Consider the following 21,158-nt stretch of genomic DNA (forward strand, 5'->3'; position numbering starts at 1 on the left):
CTAGCCGTTCCGGTAACCGCCGTAATTGCTCGCCGCGTCGACAGGGCTCAAAGCCCCCGGCGTTGGAGAGCAAGTCATGGACCGTCTATCCCTTGCCGTCGAACCGGCGCAGTTGGAATGTGTACCGTCTCGCTTTTCCAGTGAGCAACTCTCCCAGGCACGATCACTGGCCGCCAGTTCCGGCGAGCGGATGCTCGAAGCCCTCGGGACGCTGTGCGAACTGGCTCCCATGCCCTTCATCCAGTGTCTCGGCGCCACCTTGCATTACCCGGTGCTCGACACCGACAGCCTGTTCAAGGCCACCCCGGTGTTCGACCGGGTCACCCTGGCCCAATGCCTCAAGCGCGAATTCATCCTGCTGCGTCACGACGAGGCGGTCATTGGCGTGTTTGCCGACCCTTTCGATACTTCGCGCCTGGCCTGGATCGATGACTGCCTGCACGGCGCGCCGCTGTACCTGGTGCATGCCGACGACCTGAAGGCCTATCTGGCGCGCCACGAAGAAAGCTTCCATGCGGTGGAGTCGCTCAACGCTCAGGCTGAAGCCAACATCGAAATCGATACCCTGCAAAGCCTGTCCCTGACCAGCATCAGCGAAGACGCCAGCGTCGTCGTCAAACTGGTCAACTCGACCCTGTACGACGCGCTGAAAATGCATGCCAGCGACATTCATCTGGGCACCACCGGCAGCGGTCTGGTGATCAAGTACCGCATCGACGGCGTGCTCAACAACATCAGCAAGATCCAGGGCAGCGAGTTTGCCGAACAAGTGATTTCCCGGGTCAAGGTCATGGCCGAACTGGACATCGGCGAGAAACGCGTGCCCCAGGACGGTCGCTTCAAGATCGGCATCAGTGGTCGGCAGATCGACTTCCGGGTGTCGATCATGCCGAGCATCTTCGGTGAAGACGCGGTGCTGCGGGTGCTCGACAAACAAGACCTGGCGGACAAGGTCTGCGGCGTGCAGTTGCAAGCGCTGGGCTTTGAAGACGAGACCCTGCGCCAACTGCGTCGGCTGGCCGCCGAACCCTACGGCATGGTGCTGGTGACCGGTCCCACCGGCAGCGGCAAAACCACCACGCTCTACGCGATGATCACCGAGATCAACCACGGCGTGGACAAGATCATCACCATTGAAGACCCGGTGGAATATCAATTGCCGGGCGTGTTGCAAATTCCGGTCAACGAGAAGAAAGGCCTGACCTTCGCCCGGGGGCTGCGCTCGATCCTGCGCCACGATCCGGACAAGATCATGGTCGGTGAAATCCGCGACCCCGACACCGCCCAGATCGCCGTGCAATCGGCGCTCACCGGGCACCTGGTGTTCACCACCATCCACGCCAACAACGTGTTCGACGTGATCGGCCGGTTCACCCAGATGGAAATCGACCCTTACAGCCTCGTCTCCGCGCTCAATGCCGTGCTGGCCCAGCGTTTGATCCGCCTGGTCTGCACCACGTGCAGCGCGCCGAGTCACCCGACCGACGACGAACTGCGCGCCTCGGGGCTCGATCCGCATAACGTCGATCAGTACCGCTTCGTTCACGGCAAGGGTTGCGGCCATTGCCGGGGCACCGGCTACCGCGGGCGCACGGCGATTGCCGAGCTGCTGCACCTGGACGACGAGCTACGGCAGATGATCGTCGAGCGCCAACCGATTTCGAAAATCAAGGCCCATGCGTGCAAACGTGGCTTGCGCCTGCTGCGCGAGTCGGCGCTGGAACTGGTTGCAGATGGGCGGACCACGCTCGAGGAGATCAATCGTGTCACTTTTGTCTCGTGATCGTTTTGTCGCCGTGCTCGGCGCCAGTGGTGTCGGCCTCGGCCAGCGCCGTGGCAGGGAAACCCTGTGGCTGGGCAGCGTCGGTTTTATCGACGAAGGCTTCCATGCCTGGGCCGTGGCGCTGGATACCCTTGACCACTTGCTGGCCGACCACACACGTTCCGGTGCCGAGTTGAGCGTGGTGATTTCCGGGCACTTCAGCCGCTTCTGCCTGGTGCCCTGGAGCGAACAGATCAGCAGCCCCGACGAATTACGCGGCTTTGCCCAGCTGTGCCTTGAAGACCTTTACGGTGCACCGGCTCAGCCCTGGAGCCTGGTGCTTTCGGCAGAACCGGCGGGGTATGACCGGATCGCCAGCGCGCTGCCGCAAGACTTGCTCACGCGCCTACGCACACTGGTCAGCGCCCGTGGCCTGCGCTTGCGTTCGGTGCAGCCGTACCTGATGGCGGCGTTCAATCACTTCGATAGAAGCTTCGATGCCGGCGACTTCCTGTTCGTGGTCGCCGAACCGGTGCGCAGCGTGTTGCTGCTGGCCCGGGAAGGCCGCTGGGCCTCGGTACGTTCGGTGGGCAGCAGCGACAGCGACGCCGCACTGACCGCGCTGATCGGCCGCGAAAGCCAGTTGCAGGCTTCCACCAGTGAGCGGCCGCTGAACGTCTACCTGCATGCCCCTGCGCGCATCGACGTGCAGCCCGATGTACCCGAGGTACATTTGCGTACCCTTGAAGAAGGCCGGACACCCGTACGCGATTGTCTGTACGTCATGTCCCGGGCGGTGGCCTGAGATGCGCGCCCTGAACCTCGACTTTCAGCCGCGCCGCCGCTCGGGACCCCTGGGCTGGAGCCTGTTGGCCGTGGGCATGGTGCTGGTGCTGGGTTGCATCCTGGTTCAGCAGCACCTCAGTGACGAAACCGCGCAACAACAGGGCCATCTGCAAACCGCCCAGCGCGTCCTCACCGGCGACAACGGCACCAAGGTCAGCCTGACGCCGGCAGAAACCCGCGAGCAGGCGCAAAACCTCGCCGAGATGCGCAAGGTCTCGCAGCAACTGCGTCGGCCTTGGGAGAGTCTGTTTGCCCTGCTCGAAGCCATGCCTCGCGACAACATCGCCTTGCTGACCCTGACACCCGATGCCCGCAAGGGTCAGCTCAGGATCAGCGCCGAGGCGAAAGACCTCGACGCCATGCTCGACTTCCACCGCAACCTCGAAGCCAGCGACGAGCTGTCCGATGTGTCGCTGCTCAGCCACGAAATCGTGGCCAACGTGCCGGAGCATCCGGTGCAATTCAACTTGTCGGCTACCTGGGAGATTGGCGATGCGAATCCCTAGATTGATCGTCCACGAATACCTGCAAGGCCTGGGCATTCCCGGTCTGGCGGGGCTGGCAATGCTGGCGCTGGCGTTGGTCTATGGTCTGGCGGGTCTGGTGCCGGACTGGCAGTCGCTGCAACAGCTCAGCCAGCAGACCCGCGACGCCGGCGAGTACCTGGCCAGGGTGGAAGACGGTAGCGTCGCCGCCCCGGTGGTGCCGCAACGTCAGCTCGACGACTTCCGCAGCAAGCTGCCTTCGCAACCTCAGGCTACCGTCGCCATCGACAAGATCTACGCGCTGGCGGCCCAGGAACACATCACCCTGGCGCGCGGTGAATATGCCTTGGGCATCGACCCTAAAACCCATCTGGCCCGCTATCAGATTCTGCTGCCGGTGCGCGGCAGCTACCCGCAACTGCGGCGCTTCCTGCATGCCTTGCTCGGCCAGTTGCCGGCGGTGGTGGTGGAGGACGTGGAGTTCCAGCGCAAGAAAATCGCCGACACCGACCTGACCGGGCGGATCCGCATGACCCTTTACCTGTCGAGGTCATGATGAATATCAAGCGCGTAGTGGGCTGGATGGGGTTCTTCGGTGTTGCGGCGGCGCTGGCCTGGTTGCCGGATTACTTGATGCCGGTCGACGAGGGCGATGCGGCCGTTGCCACCTTGCCGACCGCGAGCAAAAACAAAACCCGGGGTGCGCTGCCTGCCGCGCCGGCCACTGCCAAGCCGGCAGTGGTGAAGGACTTGAGCCCGGCCGGCGACTTGTTCGCCGCCCGCAGCTGGAAGGCGGCGCCGACCCTCGCCAGCGTCATCGAACAACCCATCAACGTGACCCCGGTGGTGCAGGTCCCCAGCGTACCGCCGATGCCTTTCCAGTTTGTCGGGAGGCTGGATGACCGTTCTGACCTGCAAGTGTTTTTGCAGAACGGCGAAAAAATATACGTCGTGCGCAAAGGGGATGTAATCGACGAAACCTGGCGGATCGAGGGCATTTCCGATGTGGAACTGAGCTTCATCTACCTGCCTTTGCATGTGTCCCAGACCTTGTCTGTGGGGAGCGCGCCATGAACAGATGCCGTTTGCTGATGAGCCTTGCCTGCCTCTGCGCAGGGCTGGCCGCGTGCAGTTCCGCGCGGATCGCCAACAAGGAAGCGTCCGAGCTGATCGAGCAAGGACAATACGAAGCCGGCCTGGCGCGTATCGAAGAAGGGCTGCGGGAAAATCCTCGTGATACTGAACTGCATCTGGCCCTGAATACCGCCCACGCCAAGGCAATTACCGCGCTGTTGACCGAGGCCGATACGGATCGTGCGCATCGGGACTTTTCCGCCGCACGCGTCAACTACAGCCGGGTGTTGACCATCGAGCCGAACAACCGTCGTGCCCAGGACGCCATGCGCCAACTCGATTACATGCGCAGCCTGGATGAAAAACTCGAGCTGGCCCGTGGCGACCTGCGTCGCGGCGACATCTACGGGGCCGACCGCCAGGTCAAACAGATTCTCGAACTGGACCCTAAAAACGACGGCGCACTTGAACTGCAAAGCAACATTCGCCTGGTCCAGAGCCGCAACGTGATTCCGTATCCACAGCTGCGCACACGCCTGGAACGGCCCGTGACCCTGGAGTTTCGCGACGCCAACCTGAAGACCATTTTCGAAGTGCTGTCCCAGGTCGCCGGCCTGAATTTCATCTTCGACAAAGACCTGCGCCCGGACATGAAAGCCACGATCTTCGTGCGTGACGTGCGCATCGAAGACGCCGTGGAACTGCTGCTGCAACAGAACCAGCTGCACCAGAAAGTGGTGAACGAAAACACCTTGCTGATCTACCCGGACTCGCCGCAAAAGCTCAAGGATTACCAGGAGCTGGTGATGCGCACGTTCTACCTGACCAGCATCGATGCCAACACCGCACTGAACATGATCAAGACCATGCTCAAGACCCGCGATGTGTTTGTCGACGAGCGCCTCAACACCCTGACCATGCGCGACACCGAAGACGCCATCCGCATGGCGGAAAAGCTCCTGCAATCGCAAGACCAGTCCAACCCTGAGGTGGTGCTGGAAGTGGAGGTGATGGAAGTTGCCACCCAGCGGATTCTCGACCTCGGCCTGCAATGGCCGAACACCTTTGGCGTGGTCAACAGCGACGGTTCGCCGGTGTCGCTGCTCAACCAATTGAAAGGTATCGACTCGAGCCGGATCACCATCAATCCATCGCCCCAGCTCAAGATCAACGCCCAGGACAACGACATCAACACCCTGGCCAGCCCGGTGATTCGTGTCAGTAACCGCGAGCAGGCGCGTATCCACATCGGTCAGCGTGTGCCGATCATCAGTGCCACGTCGGTGCCGTCGACCCAAGGCCCGGTGATCACCGAAAGCGTCACTTACCTGGACGTCGGTCTGAAGCTGGAAGTGCAACCGACCGTGCACCTGAACAACGAAGTGGCGATCAAGATCGCCCTGGAAGTCAGTAACGCAACGCCGCTGGAACCGACCCGGCAGGGCACGATCCCGGTTCAGGTCGATACCCGCAACGCCCAGACCACCCTGCGTCTGCATGACGGCGAAACCCAGATCCTCGCCGGCCTGATGCGCAATGACCATGGCGCCACTGGCAACAAGATTCCGGGTCTTGGCGACATCCCGGGCCTGGGCCGGTTGTTCGGCAGTAACAAGGACAACGTCAGCAAGTCGGAACTGGTGTTGTCGATCACGCCTCGCATCGTGCGCAACCTGCCGTACCAGAGCCCGTCGGACATGGAGTTCCCGACCGGCACCGAAACCAGCATGCACATTCAGGCACCGGATCGCCGGATGGAATCATCGAACCAGCCGGAGTCCATCGATCGGCCGGTGGCTGCCACCAATGTGCAAGTCAGCGTCGGGAAGCCTTGATCATGAGCGCCTCGCAACGTGGTTTTACCTTGATCGAAGTCGTGGTGACGCTGGCCCTGATCGGCTTGCTGGCCGGTATGGCCGCACCGCTGACCGAGACCGTGGTGCGCCGGGGCAAAGAGCAGGAATTGCGCACGGCGCTGTACCAGATCCGCGATGCCATCGACGCCTACAAGCGTGCATTCGATGCCGGTTACATCGAGAAGTCGCTGAACAGCAGCGGCTATCCGCCGAACCTCAAAGTGCTGGTGGACGGCGTGCGCGACGTGCGCAGCGCCAAGGGAGCCAAGTTCTATTTCTTGCGCCGCGTACCCCATGACCCGCTGGCCCCGGTCAAGCGCGACGACGAAGGCGGCTGGGGCCTGCGCGCCTATGACAGCACGGCTCAAAACCCGCGAGAAGGCGAAGACGTCTTCGACATTTTTTCGAAAGCGCGCGGCAAGGGTCTCAACGGCATCGCGTACCGGGAGTGGTGAGCATATGCGTCGGGAAAAGGGTTTTACCCTGCTGGAACTGATGGTGGTCATGGCAATCATCGCGACCTTGATGACCATCGCCATGCCACGCTATTTCAACAGCCTCGAAGCCTCGAAAGAGACCACGCTGCGCCAGAGCCTGTCGGCGATGCGTGAAGCGCTGGATCACTACTACGGCGACACCGGGCGTTATCCCGACTCTATCGAACAACTGGTGGAACAACGTTACCTGCGCAACCCGCCGATGGACCCGATAGCCGAGCGCAAGGACCTCTGGGTCATGGTCGCGCCGCCGGAAGGCGTTCCGGGCGGGGTCGCCGATATCAAAAGCGGTGCCACAGGGAGGGCGCGTGATGGCAGCCTTTTTTCCGAGTGGTAAAAATCTGTGGCGAGGGAGCTTGCTCCCGCCGGGCTGTGCAGCAGCCCCACTTTTAGGGCCGCTGCGCAGCCCGGCGGGAGCAAGCTCCCTCGCCACAAATCCGCTGTCACGCTTAAGTGAGAAGCGGCGGACCAGCGAGGGCGGCTTCACCTACCTGGGCGTGCTGTTCCTGATCATGCTGATGGGTATGGGCCTGGCCAGTGCCGGTGAGTTGTGGTCGACCGCTTCGCGCCGTGATCGTGAGCGCCAGTTGCTCTGGGTCGGTACGCAATACGCCCAGGCATTGCGCAGCTACTACCGCAGTTCTCCAGGCCTGGCCCAATACCCAAAAGCGCTGGAAGACCTGTTGCAGGACGAGCGTTTTCCCAGCCCCAAACACCATCTCCGGCAGCTGTATCCGGACCCGATTGGCGGTGGCGAATGGGTCCTGATGCGCGGTTTCGACGGGCGCATCACCGGCCTCAACAGCGCCTCCACGGACAAGCCGCTGAAGCAGGCGGATTTTCCCACGCAGTGGTCGGACTTCACCGGCATGGCCAGTTACAAGGATTGGCAGTTCGTGGCCGAGAAGGCCTTCCTCGATGGCACATCGGGACCTGCCAAGGGCCAGTCGAAATTGCCTCAGGCGCTGCAGCCATGAACAGATTCTGCGTGGCCATGATCCTGATGCTGACGTCCGCTGCCGCCCCGGCCGGCGAGGAGGACGAAATGATGGGGTTCATCGTCGATGACACGATCTCGCACATCGGCCACGACTTCTACTACTCATTCAGTGAACGCCTGCGCGCCACCAGCCCGATGGATTTCAACCTGGTGGTGCGCGAACGACCTTCGGCGCGCTGGGGCGCCCTGGTCACCGTGGAGTATCAGCAGCGTTTGGTTTATCGGCGTTTTCTGCCGCCCAATACCGTGGAACTCAAGGACGAGGCCTATGCCGCCGCCGACTGGGTTCGCGGGCAGATCGTCCAGCGCAAGCTGGAAGCCATGTTGCAGGACACAACGGACCTTGAGAGGGACGAATTATGAAAACAACAATCTTCTCGCAGCGCCCCCTGTTTTCAAGGGCAGGTATCTGGTTGATCGGGCTCGGCAGTTGCGGCCTGGTCCAGGCCACCGAGCTGGTCTACACGCCCATCAATCCATCGTTTGGCGGCAACCCGTTGAACGGGACCTGGCTACTCAACAATGCCCAGGCCCAGAACGATTACGACGATCCTGATTTGAAAAAGCGCACCGCTGCGGCCGGGACGTCGGCGCTGGAGCGGTTCACCAGTCAGTTGCAATCACGGCTGCTCGGTCAGTTGCTGGACAACATCTCCGCGGGCAACACCGGGAGCCTGACCACCGACGCTTTTATCGTCAACGTGGTCGACGACTCCGGGCAATTGACCATCGTCGTGACCGACCGAGCGACCGGTGAAGTCTCCGAAATTCAGGTAAGCGGCCTGGCCCCTTGACGGGATTCGGGTTGATGGGGAGTGAAGGACATGAAAAAAATAATGGTGCTAGGGCTGATGTTGGCGGCGTTACAAGGGTGCAGTCTGCGCGACCCCGTCGGGGCGGAGCAGGACACCGAAACCCCGACGCTGACCCCGAGGGCTTCGACCTATTACGACTTGATCAACATGCCGCGACCCAAGGGCCGGTTGATGGCGGTGGTGTACGGTTTTCGCGACCAGACCGGTCAGTACAAACCGACGCCGGCCAGTTCGTTTTCCACCAGCGTCACCCAGGGCGCGGCAAGCATGCTGATGGATGCGTTGCAGGCCAGCGGCTGGTTTGTGGTGCTGGAGCGTGAGGGGCTGCAGAACCTGCTGACCGAGCGCAAGATCATCCGCGCCTCGCAGAAAAAACCGAACACACCGGTGAATATCCAGGGTGAACTGCCGCCGCTGCAAGCGGCGAACATGATGCTCGAGGGCGGGATCATTGCCTACGACACCAATGTGAAAAGCGGCGGGGAAGGGGCGCGTTACCTGGGGATCGATATTTCCCGGGAGTATCGGGTGGATCAGGTCACGGTGAACCTGCGGGCGGTGGATGTGCGCAGCGGGCAGGTGTTGGCCAATGTGATGACCAGCAAGACCATCTACTCCGTGGGCCGTAGTGCCGGGGTGTTCAAGTTTATCGAGTTCAAGAAGTTGCTCGAAGCTGAGGTCGGGTACACCACCAACGAACCGGCGCAGTTGTGTGTGTTGTCGGCGATCGAGGCGGCGGTGGGGCATCTGTTGGCTCAGGGGATCGAGCGGCATTTGTGGCAGGTGGCGGGGGATAATTCGCCGCAGAGCAGTGAGACGCTTGATCGATACCTGACCCAGAACAAGCTGCCTGAAGAAGAGTGAACCGAGGCGGCCTTCGGGCCGACCAGGCTCTTTCAGGTGTACCCGTTCGACTGATTTCACAGATCCACCACAATCCCTGCGGGCTAGCCTGCTAGCGATGGACGCCCGGACACCGCGTTCATTCAGACAGCACGCGTTATCGTTGACGTCCATCGCTAGCAGGCTAGCTCCCACAGGGAAATGCGTACTATCAAAGAGCAAGACCGGCCGGTTGGCCGCCTTGCGTTGCTGTGGCGGTAGCCGCCCCCGGCCATGGATGGCCGATGGCGGCGGGCCCACGGAGCAGGACCGGAAGGAGGGCATGCCGAGCCTAGGCGAGGCACCGGACGAAAGGGGCAAAAGCGCTTGGTTACTTGGCGCTTTTCCAAGTGACTCGCCGTAAGGGCGAAACCAATAGCCGCCGTTACCGCAAAAACGGATATGTACACCTGAAAAAAACGGTCGGCTGTCAGGCCGCCTTCGCTGGCAAGCCAAGCTCCTAAAGGGACCGTTCAACCTTGCAAACCCCAGACAAAAAAACCGCGACCCTCACCCAGGGCCGCGGTTTTTTATACCTCCACAATTACTGCTGCAACACCGTCGCCCGGTTATCCGTCCCCAACTGCTGAACAGTCGCCATCTGCGCCACACCGCTCTGATCAACATTGGCAATGTTCCCGGTGCCGCCCTGGGTCACATACGCCACGTTCATCGTGTCAGCCTGTTTCAGAGTGATCTGGTTATCGCTGCCCCACTGGGTGGTGTAGGCCTGGTTGCCGGTGCCGGACTGGTCGAATTCAGTGCGGTTGGCCGTGCCGGTGCTGGTGCCGGAGGCGAGGTTGGTGGTGCCGCGTTGATCGGCGATGAGGATGTTGTCGCTGCCGTTCTGGTCGAAGTACAGCTCGTTGTAACTGTCGGCCTGGCTGACCGTGGTTTTGTTCCCGGTGCCGGTCTGGTTGGTGGTCATGATGTGGCCGACGCCGTCCTGGGTGAAGTTGGCGATGTTGGCGTTGCCGGTCTGGTTGATGGTTGCGCGCTGATTGCTGCCGAACTGGCCACCTTTTTGCGGGCCTTTCCAGTTGCTGGCGTAGACCTTGTTGTCGTTGCCTACCGAGGTGGCGGTGAGTGAATGACCTTCGCCGGTCTGGTAGGTGAAGTGCGTGTTGCCCGTGCCTGTCTGGTACAGCGCGATGGTCGAGCCGGTGGATTCGAACTGATCGGCATAGATCGCGTTGAGGTCGCCGACCTGAAAGACCTGGGCGGTGTTGTTTTCGCCGAAGCTCTGGTCGACCACGGTTTCGTTGGTCAGGCCGATCTGGTCGACGGTGGTTTCGCTGCCGACTTGTCCGTCCTGCCAGACTTCAGCGCCGTTGCCTTCGCCGAGCTGGTTGATGGTCAGGTTGCCGCCGTCGCCGTTGCGCTGGTCGCCGTAGGCGTAGTTGCTGGTGCCGGTCTGGTTGAGGTTGATCTGACCGCCCATGTGGTTGATCTGTTCGGCGGTGGCGTAGTTGGTGGCGCCGTACTGCATGATCACCGCAGTGTTGGCGATGCCGAGCTGGATCTGTTCGATGTTGGCTTCGTTGCTGTCACCGAACTGGAAGGTTTGACCTGTCGTACCTTCCTGGCTGTCCTGATAGACGAACGAGAAGTTGCCGGTGCCTTGCTGTTGCTGCAGCACTTCACCGCCACCCACACCAATCGACTGGCTGGCATGGCTGGTGTTGAAGCTGCCGGTCTGTTGCTGGTTGATGGTGCTGTTGTTTTCGAACAACTGCTCGGCGTAACCGGCGTTGTACTCACCGACCTGGTTCTGGTCGATGGTACTGGTGGCCGAGTCCTGTACGGCGGCCGCGTCGTTACCCTGGCCGAGTTGCTGCTGGGTGGCGGTGCTGAAGGGGGCCAGGGTCTGTTTCACATCGGCGACGTTGGCGGTGCCGACCTGGTCCTGGGTGGAAACACTGTCGTCGGCCATCGCCTGGGCACTGACAATGACCAGGATGGCGGCGGTGAGGGGCGTCAGTTTGAACATGATGAAACCTCCAGGTGGTGCAGTGCTTTAGCGGTATTGTTTGACCGAAACGCTCATGCCGTTTCCGGACTGGCTCACGGCGCTGGAAAGCCCCGTGCCGGCCTGGTCGATGCTGGCGTCGTTGTTGTTGCCGTTCTGGGAAATCTGCGCGCGGTTCTGGCTGCCGGCCTGGGTGATCGAGGCGGAGTTGCCGGAGCCTTGCTGGGTGATCATCGCCATCAGGTCGCTGCCTTGTTGCAGGATGTACGCTTCCTGATTGCTCCCCGACTGGACGATGGTGCCGAGCAACGACTGGCCGTTCTGTTGCAGCAACGCCACGTTGGCCTGGCCGGTCTGGTCGATCAGCGCGTGCTGGCCAATCGGCGGTGGCAACTCGCCGAGGTCGGTGCCGGGGCCCAGGTCGTCGTTCTCCATCAGATCGTCGGCGCGCACGCTCGCGCTGCTGCAGAGCAGAAGCAGGCAGAGCAGGGCGGCGGTCGACGTTTTCATGAGGCTGTCCTTCAGCAAGAGGCCTGCCCCATCGGCCACATGACCGATGGGGCGAGGACTCAGTTCGAGATCACCGACACCGAACGCACGGTGCCTTGGGACGAGGTGATGGTGGCAGTCGGGTTCGCCGACGGGATCACCGTGGTGGTGTTGTTCACCGTCAACCGCCAGCGACCGGTCACCGGCACCGTGGTGGTGCCCAGGGTTTGCAGCCCGGTTGGGGTGCTGACCCGGACGGTGATGGTGTTGCCGGTGATCACCGACGAGGTGCCCGCAAAGTCCCAGGTGAAGCGGTTGTTGGAGCGTGCCGACACCGTTGCCGTGGTCACCGTGAAGGCTTCTGCCGGTGGCCGTGGCGAGACTTGCACCGTGACTGTGGCCGGTGTCACCGACAGGGCGCCGAAGTTGTCCCGGGCGATGTAGGTGAAGGTGGTGGTGAACGCCGTGGTCACGGTGGCCGGTGGTGTGTAGGTGATCACCGTGCCGTTGCTGCTGACGGTGCCGCGACCGGCCGCTGGTTGCGTGAAGCTGGCTATCGCGAGCGGCACGTTGCCTTCCGGGTCGGTGTCGTTGAGCAACACGTTGATCGGCACCGCCACTCCCAGGGTTGCGATGCTGTCGGCGACGGCCACCGGAGGCTGGTTAGGCGCCACGGTGATGGTCACGGTTGCCGGGGCGGTCGAGGCCAGGCCTTTGATGTCTTGCGCCTTGTAGGTGAAGGTCGTGGTCAACGGTGCATTGACCACCGCTGGTGGCGTGTAGACCACGGCGGTCGTGCCGCTCAATGCCACGGTGCCCTGGCCGGCGGCGGGTTGGGTCAGCGCGGTGATGCTCAACGGTGTATTGCCGTCCGGATCACTGTCGTTGGCCAGCAGGTTGAGGGTGATCGGCACACCGAAACTGGTGCTGCCGGTGTCGGCGACGGCCAGCGGCGACTGGTTTTCACCACTGTTCGGTGCCGTCCCTACCACCACGACCGGCTCGGTGTCACTGCCGCCGGCGGCGGACTTGATGGTGACACTGGCCGGAGGCTGCGTCAGATCGGCAACGGTCAGCCGTTGCAGGATGCCGGTCTTGCTTAGACGTCCGTAACCCTGGGCGACCATGTCCGGCACCAGCACTTCGTCAGACGAGGTGGCCTCGATGAGCAGGCTGTGGTTGCTCCAGTTGTAGCGAGCGGTCTGGATTTTCACCACATCGGTGACTTTGCTCGACACTGCGGTTGGTCGGCTGGTGCCACTCGGGTCGGTAGCGGTGACCACCACCACCGAAGGAACGGTGGTCCCCGTCAGGCGATGAGCGAAGAACTCACCGGTGTTGTCGCCGAGCATGTTGACCAGGCATGGTGTCTGCGGTGGTCCTGGAACCAGGGCCACGGTTTCGCGGAAGCACAGGCTCGAACTGTTGGAAGATTTGCCGAAGACTTCCACCCGGGTACTGCTCGTTCCCGGACCTGTCGACGTGCGGCGGTAAGTGGCGCGGCCGATTTCCACAGGGGTTTGTGCGCGGCTGTCGAGGACTTTGCCGGACACGGTGAAGAGGTTGGTCTGGATGGTACCGGCCGGCCCCTGGACACGCAGGAAGTTGTTGTTGAACGGACTGCCGGTGACCGCTTCGGTGAGGTTCGGATCGCCAACATAAGTTTCGACGGACCCGGTGTCCGGATTCACTTCGGTATACGGACCGTTGACGCTGCGCAGGAAAGGTCCGACCTCCCCGTTGAGCGCACCCGAGAAGTTGCCCGGTGCGCCGATGCCGATGTCGCGGGTGATGTTGATCGCCCGACGGCCCGGGGTGGTGACGTTGACCGTTTCCACTCCGTACGGGTGGGTGATGGTGTAAGTCCCCGCGACAGGTATGTTCACCCGCAGACGAATCCGCGCGAAGCTGGCCTGATCGCCATCGACCGGGTTTTCCGCAGCGAATGCCGCTTCGATCCCGGCCACGTAGGCATCCACGCCATAACCTCCGACATCGTTGATGCTGGTCTCGGCGAGGAACCAGAACGCTTCCGGTGGCCAGTTATCCGGAAACACCATGGGCTGGGTGTCGTCGAAGATCCCAGGTTCCGGGTTCAGGATGCACATGTAGGCGGGCGCGCCAGGAGCGCCGGGTGACCGCGAGCTGGTCGCCCGTGACTGGCACAGTTCCAGCGACAGCAAATTGCTGTCCTGATACCACATGGGGAATTTCCCCGTGGCAAAGGTGTAGGGGCCGGTATCGACGGCATTGAGTTGCGCGAACGCACTGCCGGACAGCGAGAGCGTCAGCCCGAGCGCGTTGAGCGCGAAGCGTGGCCACTTGTTCATGATGCCTCCTGATGCGGATCTGGGCATGAGAGCGTTCATTGCACGATGACCACTTCTTCGGTATCGCTGCCGCCATTGGATGACGTCACCCGAACCTTGGCCGGTGGAATCGGCGAGATGCCGGTCGACAGGGTTTTTTCTGCGCCATTGCCACTGAGGGCACCAATGGCGACACCCGTGCCGGAGGTGACGGTGAGTACCGGCGGCGACGTTTCATCGCTGGTCGAAGCCACTACCGTGATTTGCCCGTTGCTCAGGCTGTACTCGGCCCGTGAAATCACGACCAGGTCGGTCAGCGGCATGGTCAAGGACGTCGGCGTGCTGGTGGGAATGGCCAGGTGGTTGTCGGCCGTCACCAGCAAATTGCTCGGTAATGTCGGGTTGGTGGCTGACTGGGCATACCAGTGGCCGGTGGTGTTGGCTTCGGTCAGGTTCAGCACCGGGCTGTTGCTGTCCAGGGTCACGGTGGCCGGTGGTGGCGGGGCCAGGACGAAGACATCCTGTTGGGCCTCCGGGGCGCTGCTGCCGGCCTTGCGTGAGTAGGTGCTGCGCTCGGCTATGATCGGGGTGGGCCGAACCACCGTCGAAAGCTTGCCGGAGATAGCCATGACCGTTGTGCGCAAGTCCAGGCCGTTAGGTCCTTCAATGCGGATGTAGTTGGTGTTGAAAGGGCTGCCGGTAAACGCTTCCTCCAGGTTTGGATCACCGACGAATTGGTCGGCGGAACCAGTGACCGGGTTGGTCTCGGTGTAGGGGCCGTTGACGCTACGCAGGAAAGGGCCGATGTCACTTTTGAGCGCGCCGTCGTAGGTTTTCGGCGAGCCGATACCGATGTCCCGGGTCATGTTGATCGCGCGACGTCCGGGGGTATCGACATTGAAGACATCGACGCCGTAGGGGTGGGTGATCACATAGGTGCCAGCGGTGGGCACGTCCACCCGAATACGGATACGGCCAAAACTGACCTGGTCGCCTTCAACCGGATCTCCAGCGGCGAAGGCCGCTTCGACGGCGCTGACGTAGGTCAGGTCAATGCCCCGTGCCGCGTCGACAATGGATCCGTCACCGGTGAACCAGAACGCTTCATCGGGAAAGTTGGTCGGGAAAACGATCGGCTGAGTGTCGTCGAAAATACCGGGATTCGGATTCAAGAGGCACATGTAGGACGGCGCACCGGGCGCGCTTGGAACCCTGGAGCTGACAGCCTTGGACAGGCATAAGTCAAAGGTTCGACCGTGGGAGTCCTGATACCAGGAAGCGAAATTGCCGTTGGCGGGAACGTAGGGGCCCGGATCGACAGCAAACAGCGCTGCCTGGGCCACGCCTTGGGCCAGAGCGGACACAACCAGGGCGATCGCGGTTTTGGACAGTAAAGGGTGCATGAGTATTCCCTCTATCAGAGACCTGCCCGTGGGGATGGGTCAGTTGAGGGTGCTTCGGCAACTTCCATACCAATCGCGGGAAACCGCCGCCAGAGGCCCGGAATCAGGGCTTTTCAGGCATAGGCAGCGGCGGCTTGCCATCCGGTCATACGGGCCACTGTCCCCAGCATTGGGGGTAGATGGGGAGAGCGGGCAGGTTGGGGGCGGCGGGGACCCAAGGTCGGGCAAACAGCCATGAGTGGGCTATAACCAATGGGGGGAATCGCCAGGAAGTACGCCCATGAACATGCCGACGCAAATGCTCCAGTCCGAGGAGGGCAGTCGCCTGAGCTCGCGCAAGCAGCCGTTCAATCTGCTGCGCTGGTTTTCACTGATCAGCATGGGGGTGATCGGCACGGTGGCGGTGTCGCTGGGCGTGGTGTCCACGCGGTTCGTGATTACCGAGAGTGTGCAGCGTGATGCGCTGCTGACATCGCAGTTCATTCAGGCGATTGCCTCGGCCGAGGTGCGCCACGTCTCGATTCCCAATGTGCGAACCATGGGCGAGCTGCTGGACCCCCGCCAGGACCGCAACTTTCCCGACGTCGACCCGCTGGCCCGCGCCAATGCCCGGGGCGAATTTCTCGACCATATCGAGCATCTGCCAGACGTGATTCTGGCCAACGTCTATGCGCCTGACCGTATGGTGATCTGGTCGACAAACCCGGCCTTGATGGGCACGACCATCCATGCCGACGAGGACCTGGACAAGGCCTTCGAGTTCAGGAGGCCGGTGTCGGCCAGTTATCACGAAGTGGACAAGGCGCGCATGGAGCAGAAGTTCGTCAAGCAACCGGAATACATCTTTATCGAAAACTACATCCCGCTGTTCGATGCCGATGGAACAAATGTCACCGCGATGGTGGAGATCTACAAGGAACCGAACGATTTGATCGACCGCATGGAGCGCGGCCTGGTGCTGATCTGGCTGGCCACCGCGCTGGGCGGCGGGCTGATTTATCTGGGGCTGTACTGGATCGTGCGGCGGGCGGCAATTCTGCTGGAGGTGCAGCAAAAACAATTGATCACCAACGAAACCTTCGTCGCACTGGGCGAGATGTCGTCGGCGGTGGCCCACAGCTTGCGCAACCCGTTGGCGACCATTCGCTCCAGTGCCGAACTGGCGCTGGAGTTCGACAGCGGCCCGGCACACAAAAACATCACCGACATCATTGGCCAGGTGGATCGCATGTCGAAATGGGTCAGGGAGCTGCTGCAATCCCTGCGTCCACTGCATGACGAGCCCGAACCGGTGAATCTGGTGGCGGCGTTGCAGGACAGCCTCATGGCTTTCGAACAGCAGATTGCCAAGGCCGGGGTCCACGTGGTGTTCGAGCCGAAGGAAACGCCCATGGTCCTGAGCCAGCAGGTGCAGTTGTCGCAGATCCTCAACAGTTTGCTGGCCAATGCGCTGGAAGCCATGGACAAGGGAGGCACGCTGACCATCGCCCTTGAGTCGACTGATTTCCGAGGCGTCAGCGTAGTGGTGAGCGACACCGGTAAGGGCATGAATGAGGAACAACGCAGCATGGCCTTCCGGCCGTTTTTCACCACCAAGCAAGGCGGGCTCGGTGTCGGGCTGGTCCTGGTCAAGCGCATCATGGAGCGTTGCGGTGGTGCCGTGAGCCTGGACAGTCGTGAGGGCGAGGGGACGAGGGTGCGTCTGTCATTCAAGCGGGTTCCCTGAAACGGGGATGAGCTTTCCCCGTTAGCGGGTGTCAATCCCCAGCCCGTTTTCGGTCGTGGCGCATTGATGTTTATAAGTCGTTGTTTTATCGGGATTATATTTTTCGTATAAAACTGTTACAAATTTGGCGAGCTCCTTGCAAAACCCTCATCACCCCCTTCACGACTTCGAGGCGGCTGGTGATGGACAGTAAAGCGCGGCACCCTTTCAAGTGGTTCGGCCTCCTGACGCCCCTGAGCGTCCTGCTGACAATGACGCTGGGCACAGCGACGCTGCGTGCCAGTCCGATCGATGACGAGCGACAGCCTGAACCGTCCGACCCTTCGGCTTACTACGACGAACCGGCAGACAAACCAGCCGCCCTGAACGCCATCCTGACCATGCCCGAGGCTAACGAAGACTCCTTCGATTTGCCTGATGGCGTCAAAGGCAGCCGCGACACCCCGCGCACGGAAAACATCCTGCCGCCGGCGGTGCAGACCAGTTTCAATTACCCCACCAATGGCAAACCCAGCCCGCTGTTCGGCGCCCAGCCGTTCACCCAGCAACTGTTGCTGTTCGAAGAGTTCGGCCCGGAAAAACTCGACCCCACGACGCCGGCGGCGCTGCTGCCATTTCCACCGGCAGCCATTGGTCCGGCGCCTCAGCAAGACCCCAACAATGCAGCCCGCAGCGCACCACAGAGCGCGGCCCTTGACGCGTTTTTGCGTCAACCGGGGCTGACGCCGTTCCCGAGCCAGTTTTCCAACGTGGTCGACCGCAACCCGTGGCAGGCGCAGATCGAGTACTTCCTCAACCGCCACATCGGCTCTTCGGCGGAAGGTCGTCCACCAGGAAAGGGCTGGTCGCATCAGCGCTGGAACGAGTTCTACCCGCAACTGGCCTACAAGACCGTGCAGACCGGCGCACGAGCCAATGGCGGCTTGCGTGACGCCCGTCAGATGCACGGCTATGCCCTGGGCGAGTTCGGCCCCGGTGGTCTCTATCACAACGTCGCCGGAGTGCCGGCAACCGATGGCACCGCCAAGGGGGTGGATACGCGTTTCCACCCGAACATGCCGGTGCAAAACCACAACTCGGTGTGGACCTTCGACGGCACCTTGCCGCCCAAATTGCTGATGGTGCGTTACGGTCAACCGGTGCTGATGCGTCACTACAACGGTTTGCCGATCGACCCGTCGGCCAACATGGGGTTTGGTCTGCATACCATCAGCACCCACGAACACAATGGTCACGCGCCGGCGGAAAGCGACGGCTATGCCAACGCATTTTTCTTTCCGGGGCAGTATTACGATTATCGCTGGCCGATCCAGCTGGCCGGTTACGACAGCATCAACACGGACGCGCACGATCCGCGCGCGGCGTTCCCGTGCGCGCCGGGCGAAACCCTGTGGACCAACGACCTCAGCCCCAGCCGCAAGACCTGCGATCACGGCACGATCAAGATCCGCGGCGACTGGCGTGAAACCATGAGCACCCACTGGTTTCACGACCACATGCTCGATTTCACCGCGCAGAATGTCTACAAGGGAAACGCGGCGATGATGAACTACTACAGCGCCCTGGACCGCGGCAACGAATCGGTGAACGACGGCGTCAACCTGCGCTTCCCCAGCGGCAGCTCCTTGCCGTGGGGCAACCGCGACTACGACGTCAATCTGGTGGTGGCCGACAAAGCCTGGGATCCAGCCGGTCAGCTGTGGTTCAACCCGTTCAACACCGACGGTTTCCTCGGTGACCAGGTGCTGGTCAACTGGCAATGGAAACCCACCCTGGATGTGCGTGCCCGCAGCTATCGGTTCCGCATCCTCAATGGCTCGGTGTCGCGGTATTTCAAACTGGCGCTGGTGCGCGAGATCAAGGGCAGCAGCGGCGAATTCCAGGGCCCCAAAGGTTCCGGGGTGTCGTATGCCCGCGTGCCGTTCCACATGATTGCCAACGACGGCAACATCATGGAACACAGCGTGCCGTTCGATGGGAGCATGGACCTCGATGCCGACGGCGATAAACAGAATCACAATGCGATCCTGCCGACCCAAGGCATCGCCGAGCGCTTCGACATCATCGTCAACTTCGCGAAAAACGGCATCAAGCCCGGAGACAAGTTGTTCTTCGTCAACCTGCTGGTGCATGACGATGGCAAAGGCCCGAAAGAACCGGTGTCGCTGTCCGATGTGCTGTCGGAGAAATACCTGGCCGTGATCAAGCAAAGCAGCAAGGGGCCGCAGTGGGACAAAGGTGACCCGGCGGTGGGCAAACTGTTGCAACTCAACGTCAAGGCCTACACCGGTCAGGACCTGGCCATGGACCCGGCAGCGTACGAGCCGGCCAAACCCGGCAAGGCCGAAGGGCTGGTGATGATCCCGTTGAAGATTCATCGCGATAACGCTGCCGACAAGCAGCTGCTGGCCAACGCCCGTCACCGCACCTTCACCTTCGGCCGTTCCGACGGCACGGATGAAGCACCGTGGACCGTCAAGACGGATGGCGGCTTCGGTTTCCACATGGATCCGCGCCGATTGAACGCCTCGACCAAACTGGCCAGCGGCCCGACCGATGCCGGCATCACCGCCTTCGGTACGCTCGAAGTGTGGAACATCAAGGCCGGCGGCAAGGGCTGGAGCCACCCGGTGCACGTGCACTTCGAGGAGGGGATCATCCTCAGCCGCGGCGGCAAGGCGCCACCGGAATGGGAAAAGTGGGCGCGCAAGGATGTTTACCGCATCGGCTCGGAAAACGATGGCCTGGACAGCGTCGAGATGGCGATCAACTTCCGCGAATTTGCCGGGACCTACATGGAGCACTGTCACAACACGCAGCATGAGGACAACTCCATGCTGTTGCGCTGGGACATCGAGAAACCCGGGCAATTCCAGTTGATGCCGACCCCGTTGCCCAGCTGGGATGGTGTGCGCTATGTGAACTCGGCCGCGCTGCCAACCTTCCGCAATGGCGATGGCTTCGGCCCGCAAGTGACGGTGAAAAAATGAACCGGGCAGGCGCCGACAGACCACTGCCGACGCCGCGCTCCCGCGCTTTGGGCATGCACCTGATTTTGATGCTGGTGACCTGTCTGCTGGCGACTCGGGTGCTGGTCGCCCATGAAGGTGCTCTGGCGCCGCAGGAGTCGGCAACCCCCTGGGGCGGCGACTATTTCCCCAACACCCTGCTGACCGACCAGGACGGTCGGCAGGTGCATTTTTTCGATGACCTGATCAAGGGCAAAGTCGTAGTGATCAACTTCATCTTCACCTCGTGCAGCGACTCCTGTCCGCTGGAAACCGCGCGCCTGCGTCAGGTGCAAAAGTTGCTGGGGGACCGGGTCGGTCAGGACATCTTTTTCTACTCGATCAGCATCGATCCGTTGAGCGATACCCCCGAAGTGCTCAAGGCCTACTCGCAACGCTTCAAGGTCGGGCCGGGCTGGCAGTTTCTCACCGGGGAATTCGACGCCGTCACCGACTTGCGCAAGAAACTCGGGCTGTTCATTGACGGCGTCGATAACGGCCGCAACAAGGACCACAACCTGAGTCTGATGGTCGGCAACCAGGGCACGGGCCGCTGGATGAAAGCCTCTCCCTTCGAGAACCCATGGATCCTCGCCGATCAATTGGCCAACACCTTGCAGAACTGGAAGCAGGCCAGCGCTGAAGAGAGCTATGCCAACGCACCCGAGATCCGTGCGCCGAGCAACGGCGAAGAGTTGTTTCGCACCCGTTGTGCGTCGTGCCACAGCCTCGGGCCGCAAGACGGGCAAGGCATCGGTATGCGCAGCATCGGCCCGGACCTGATCGGCGTGACCCGTCTGCGCGATCCGGCGTGGCTCAGTCGCTGGATCCGCGAACCGGACCGCATGCTCGCCGAGCAGGACCCGATCGCGACGAAACTGTTTGAACGTTTTGACCGGATCCCGATGCCGAACCTGCGCCTGGATGAGAACGCGGCGCAGTCCATCATGGGGTTTTTGCAGGAAGAAACCGATCGTCAACAACCGTTGCAGGCAGCGCAGGTGCAATAGCGGCTACTTACTATCATTCGGGCGCCG

General features: G+C 61.8%; 19 protein-coding genes. 15 read left to right on the forward strand and 4 right to left on the reverse strand.

Features of this window, described 5'->3' with window-relative positions:
- Positions 1-76: 76 nt before the first annotated feature.
- From ACM1ZW_RS21085 to ACM1ZW_RS21140, 12 genes are all read left to right on the forward strand, one after another.
- Positions 77-1,783 carry a GspE/PulE family protein gene (locus ACM1ZW_RS21085; protein ID WP_414878867.1) on the forward strand — a complete coding sequence of 569 codons (1,707 nt, stop codon included), beginning with the start codon at positions 77-79 and terminating at the stop codon, positions 1,781-1,783.
- Positions 1,764-2,567, forward strand: coding sequence for a hypothetical protein (locus ACM1ZW_RS21090; protein ID WP_414878868.1), 804 nt, complete (start codon positions 1,764-1,766; stop codon positions 2,565-2,567). Before ACM1ZW_RS21085 ends, ACM1ZW_RS21090 begins: the two co-directional genes overlap by 20 nt.
- A 1-nt stretch (position 2,568) precedes the next feature.
- The gene (locus ACM1ZW_RS21095; RefSeq protein ID WP_414878869.1) at positions 2,569-3,114 is read left to right on the forward strand and encodes a PilN domain-containing protein; all 546 of its coding nucleotides are present in this window, start codon (positions 2,569-2,571) and stop codon (positions 3,112-3,114) included.
- Positions 3,101-3,649 carry a GspMb/PilO family protein gene (locus tag ACM1ZW_RS21100; RefSeq protein ID WP_017337952.1) on the forward strand — a complete coding sequence of 183 codons (549 nt, stop codon included), beginning with the start codon at positions 3,101-3,103 and terminating at the stop codon, positions 3,647-3,649. The genes ACM1ZW_RS21095 and ACM1ZW_RS21100 overlap by 14 nt, the downstream gene beginning before the upstream one ends.
- Positions 3,649-4,167, forward strand: coding sequence for a hypothetical protein (locus ACM1ZW_RS21105; protein WP_017337953.1), 519 nt, complete (start codon positions 3,649-3,651; stop codon positions 4,165-4,167). Before ACM1ZW_RS21100 ends, ACM1ZW_RS21105 begins: the two co-directional genes overlap by 1 nt.
- On the forward strand, positions 4,164-6,002 hold the full coding sequence (locus ACM1ZW_RS21110) for a secretin N-terminal domain-containing protein (protein ID WP_017337954.1): 1,839 nt from the start codon (positions 4,164-4,166) through the stop codon (positions 6,000-6,002). Before ACM1ZW_RS21105 ends, ACM1ZW_RS21110 begins: the two co-directional genes overlap by 4 nt.
- 2 nt (positions 6,003-6,004) lie before the next feature.
- Positions 6,005-6,478, forward strand: a complete 474-nt coding sequence (locus tag ACM1ZW_RS21115; protein ID WP_416739271.1) for a type II secretion system protein — start codon at positions 6,005-6,007, stop codon at positions 6,476-6,478.
- A gap of 4 nt (positions 6,479-6,482) precedes the next feature.
- Positions 6,483-6,857 (forward strand): type II secretion system protein, encoded by a 375-nt coding sequence (locus tag ACM1ZW_RS21120; RefSeq protein WP_017337956.1) that lies wholly within the window; start codon positions 6,483-6,485, stop codon positions 6,855-6,857.
- Between the two features lie 175 nt (positions 6,858-7,032).
- Positions 7,033-7,497, forward strand: a complete 465-nt coding sequence (locus tag ACM1ZW_RS21125; RefSeq protein ID WP_238588341.1) for a type II secretion system protein — start codon at positions 7,033-7,035, stop codon at positions 7,495-7,497.
- The gene (gene csgE, locus ACM1ZW_RS21130; RefSeq protein ID WP_017337958.1) at positions 7,494-7,883 is read left to right on the forward strand and encodes a curli production assembly/transport protein CsgE; all 390 of its coding nucleotides are present in this window, start codon (positions 7,494-7,496) and stop codon (positions 7,881-7,883) included. The genes ACM1ZW_RS21125 and csgE overlap by 4 nt, the downstream gene beginning before the upstream one ends.
- A complete protein-coding gene (locus tag ACM1ZW_RS21135; RefSeq protein WP_017337959.1) occupies positions 7,880-8,314 on the forward strand; it encodes a curli assembly protein CsgF in 435 nt (144 codons plus the stop codon). The genes csgE and ACM1ZW_RS21135 overlap by 4 nt, the downstream gene beginning before the upstream one ends.
- A 30-nt stretch (positions 8,315-8,344) precedes the next feature.
- Complete coding sequence (locus ACM1ZW_RS21140; RefSeq protein ID WP_031318713.1) at positions 8,345-9,199, forward strand: CsgG/HfaB family protein; 855 nt, start codon at positions 8,345-8,347, stop codon at positions 9,197-9,199.
- Between the two features lie 562 nt (positions 9,200-9,761).
- On the opposite strand, the gene ACM1ZW_RS21145 is transcribed toward ACM1ZW_RS21140, so the two are convergent.
- Genes ACM1ZW_RS21145 through ACM1ZW_RS21160 form a run of 4 tightly spaced genes read right to left on the reverse strand, consistent with a single transcriptional unit; the run spans position 9,762 to position 15,387 of the window.
- On the reverse strand, positions 9,762-11,207 hold the full coding sequence (locus ACM1ZW_RS21145) for a curlin (protein ID WP_416739272.1): 1,446 nt from the start codon (positions 11,205-11,207) through the stop codon (positions 9,762-9,764).
- 27 nt (positions 11,208-11,234) lie between these two features.
- Positions 11,235-11,696: a curlin gene (locus ACM1ZW_RS21150; RefSeq protein WP_017337962.1), complete on the reverse strand. Its 462-nt coding sequence runs from the start codon at positions 11,694-11,696 to the stop codon at positions 11,235-11,237.
- A gap of 59 nt (positions 11,697-11,755) precedes the next feature.
- The gene (locus ACM1ZW_RS21155) at positions 11,756-14,005 is read right to left on the reverse strand and encodes an Ig-like domain-containing protein (protein WP_416739273.1); all 2,250 of its coding nucleotides are present in this window, start codon (positions 14,003-14,005) and stop codon (positions 11,756-11,758) included.
- Positions 14,006-14,040: 35 nt separating this feature from the next.
- Complete coding sequence (locus tag ACM1ZW_RS21160; RefSeq protein WP_017337964.1) at positions 14,041-15,387, reverse strand: hypothetical protein; 1,347 nt, start codon at positions 15,385-15,387, stop codon at positions 14,041-14,043.
- Between the two features lie 280 nt (positions 15,388-15,667).
- Here ACM1ZW_RS21160 and ACM1ZW_RS21165 point away from each other — a divergent pair, with 280 nt between their 5' ends.
- The 3 genes from ACM1ZW_RS21165 (at position 15,668) to ACM1ZW_RS21175 (ending at position 21,131) form a co-directional block, all read left to right on the forward strand.
- Positions 15,668-17,113, forward strand: coding sequence for a sensor histidine kinase (locus ACM1ZW_RS21165; protein WP_017337965.1), 1,446 nt, complete (start codon positions 15,668-15,670; stop codon positions 17,111-17,113).
- Positions 17,114-17,295: 182 nt separating this feature from the next.
- Entirely contained in the window at positions 17,296-20,103 is a 2,808-nt protein-coding gene (locus ACM1ZW_RS21170; RefSeq protein ID WP_017337966.1) for a multicopper oxidase domain-containing protein, read from the forward strand.
- Entirely contained in the window at positions 20,100-21,131 is a 1,032-nt protein-coding gene (locus ACM1ZW_RS21175) for an SCO family protein (protein ID WP_416739274.1), read from the forward strand. The genes ACM1ZW_RS21170 and ACM1ZW_RS21175 overlap by 4 nt, the downstream gene beginning before the upstream one ends.
- Positions 21,132-21,158 lie beyond the last annotated feature (27 nt).

It is taken from the genome of Pseudomonas sp. NFX71, assembly GCF_048079215.1.
GTDB classification, from domain to species: domain Bacteria; phylum Pseudomonadota; class Gammaproteobacteria; order Pseudomonadales; family Pseudomonadaceae; genus Aquipseudomonas; species Aquipseudomonas fluorescens_B.

Coding starts and splice junctions, on each gene's coding strand:
- ACM1ZW_RS21085 (WP_414878867.1), top strand. CDS start 77: ATGGACCGTCTATCCCTTGCCGTCGAACCGGCGCAGTTGGAATGTGTA.
- ACM1ZW_RS21095 (WP_414878869.1), top strand. CDS start 2,569: ATGCGCGCCCTGAACCTCGACTTTCAGCCGCGCCGCCGCTCGGGACCC.
- ACM1ZW_RS21100 (WP_017337952.1), top strand. CDS start 3,101: ATGCGAATCCCTAGATTGATCGTCCACGAATACCTGCAAGGCCTGGGC.
- ACM1ZW_RS21105 (WP_017337953.1), top strand. CDS start 3,649: ATGAATATCAAGCGCGTAGTGGGCTGGATGGGGTTCTTCGGTGTTGCG.
- ACM1ZW_RS21110 (WP_017337954.1), top strand. CDS start 4,164: ATGAACAGATGCCGTTTGCTGATGAGCCTTGCCTGCCTCTGCGCAGGG.
- ACM1ZW_RS21115 (WP_416739271.1), top strand. CDS start 6,005: ATGAGCGCCTCGCAACGTGGTTTTACCTTGATCGAAGTCGTGGTGACG.
- ACM1ZW_RS21120 (WP_017337956.1), top strand. CDS start 6,483: ATGCGTCGGGAAAAGGGTTTTACCCTGCTGGAACTGATGGTGGTCATG.
- ACM1ZW_RS21125 (WP_238588341.1), top strand. CDS start 7,033: ATGCTGATGGGTATGGGCCTGGCCAGTGCCGGTGAGTTGTGGTCGACC.
- csgE (WP_017337958.1), top strand. CDS start 7,494: ATGAACAGATTCTGCGTGGCCATGATCCTGATGCTGACGTCCGCTGCC.
- ACM1ZW_RS21135 (WP_017337959.1), top strand. CDS start 7,880: ATGAAAACAACAATCTTCTCGCAGCGCCCCCTGTTTTCAAGGGCAGGT.
- ACM1ZW_RS21140 (WP_031318713.1), top strand. CDS start 8,345: ATGAAAAAAATAATGGTGCTAGGGCTGATGTTGGCGGCGTTACAAGGG.
- ACM1ZW_RS21145 (WP_416739272.1), bottom strand. CDS start 11,207: ATGTTCAAACTGACGCCCCTCACCGCCGCCATCCTGGTCATTGTCAGT.
- ACM1ZW_RS21150 (WP_017337962.1), bottom strand. CDS start 11,696: ATGAAAACGTCGACCGCCGCCCTGCTCTGCCTGCTTCTGCTCTGCAGC.
- ACM1ZW_RS21155 (WP_416739273.1), bottom strand. CDS start 14,005: ATGAACAAGTGGCCACGCTTCGCGCTCAACGCGCTCGGGCTGACGCTC.
- ACM1ZW_RS21160 (WP_017337964.1), bottom strand. CDS start 15,387: ATGCACCCTTTACTGTCCAAAACCGCGATCGCCCTGGTTGTGTCCGCT.
- ACM1ZW_RS21165 (WP_017337965.1), top strand. CDS start 15,668: ATGAACATGCCGACGCAAATGCTCCAGTCCGAGGAGGGCAGTCGCCTG.
- ACM1ZW_RS21170 (WP_017337966.1), top strand. CDS start 17,296: ATGGACAGTAAAGCGCGGCACCCTTTCAAGTGGTTCGGCCTCCTGACG.
- ACM1ZW_RS21175 (WP_416739274.1), top strand. CDS start 20,100: ATGAACCGGGCAGGCGCCGACAGACCACTGCCGACGCCGCGCTCCCGC.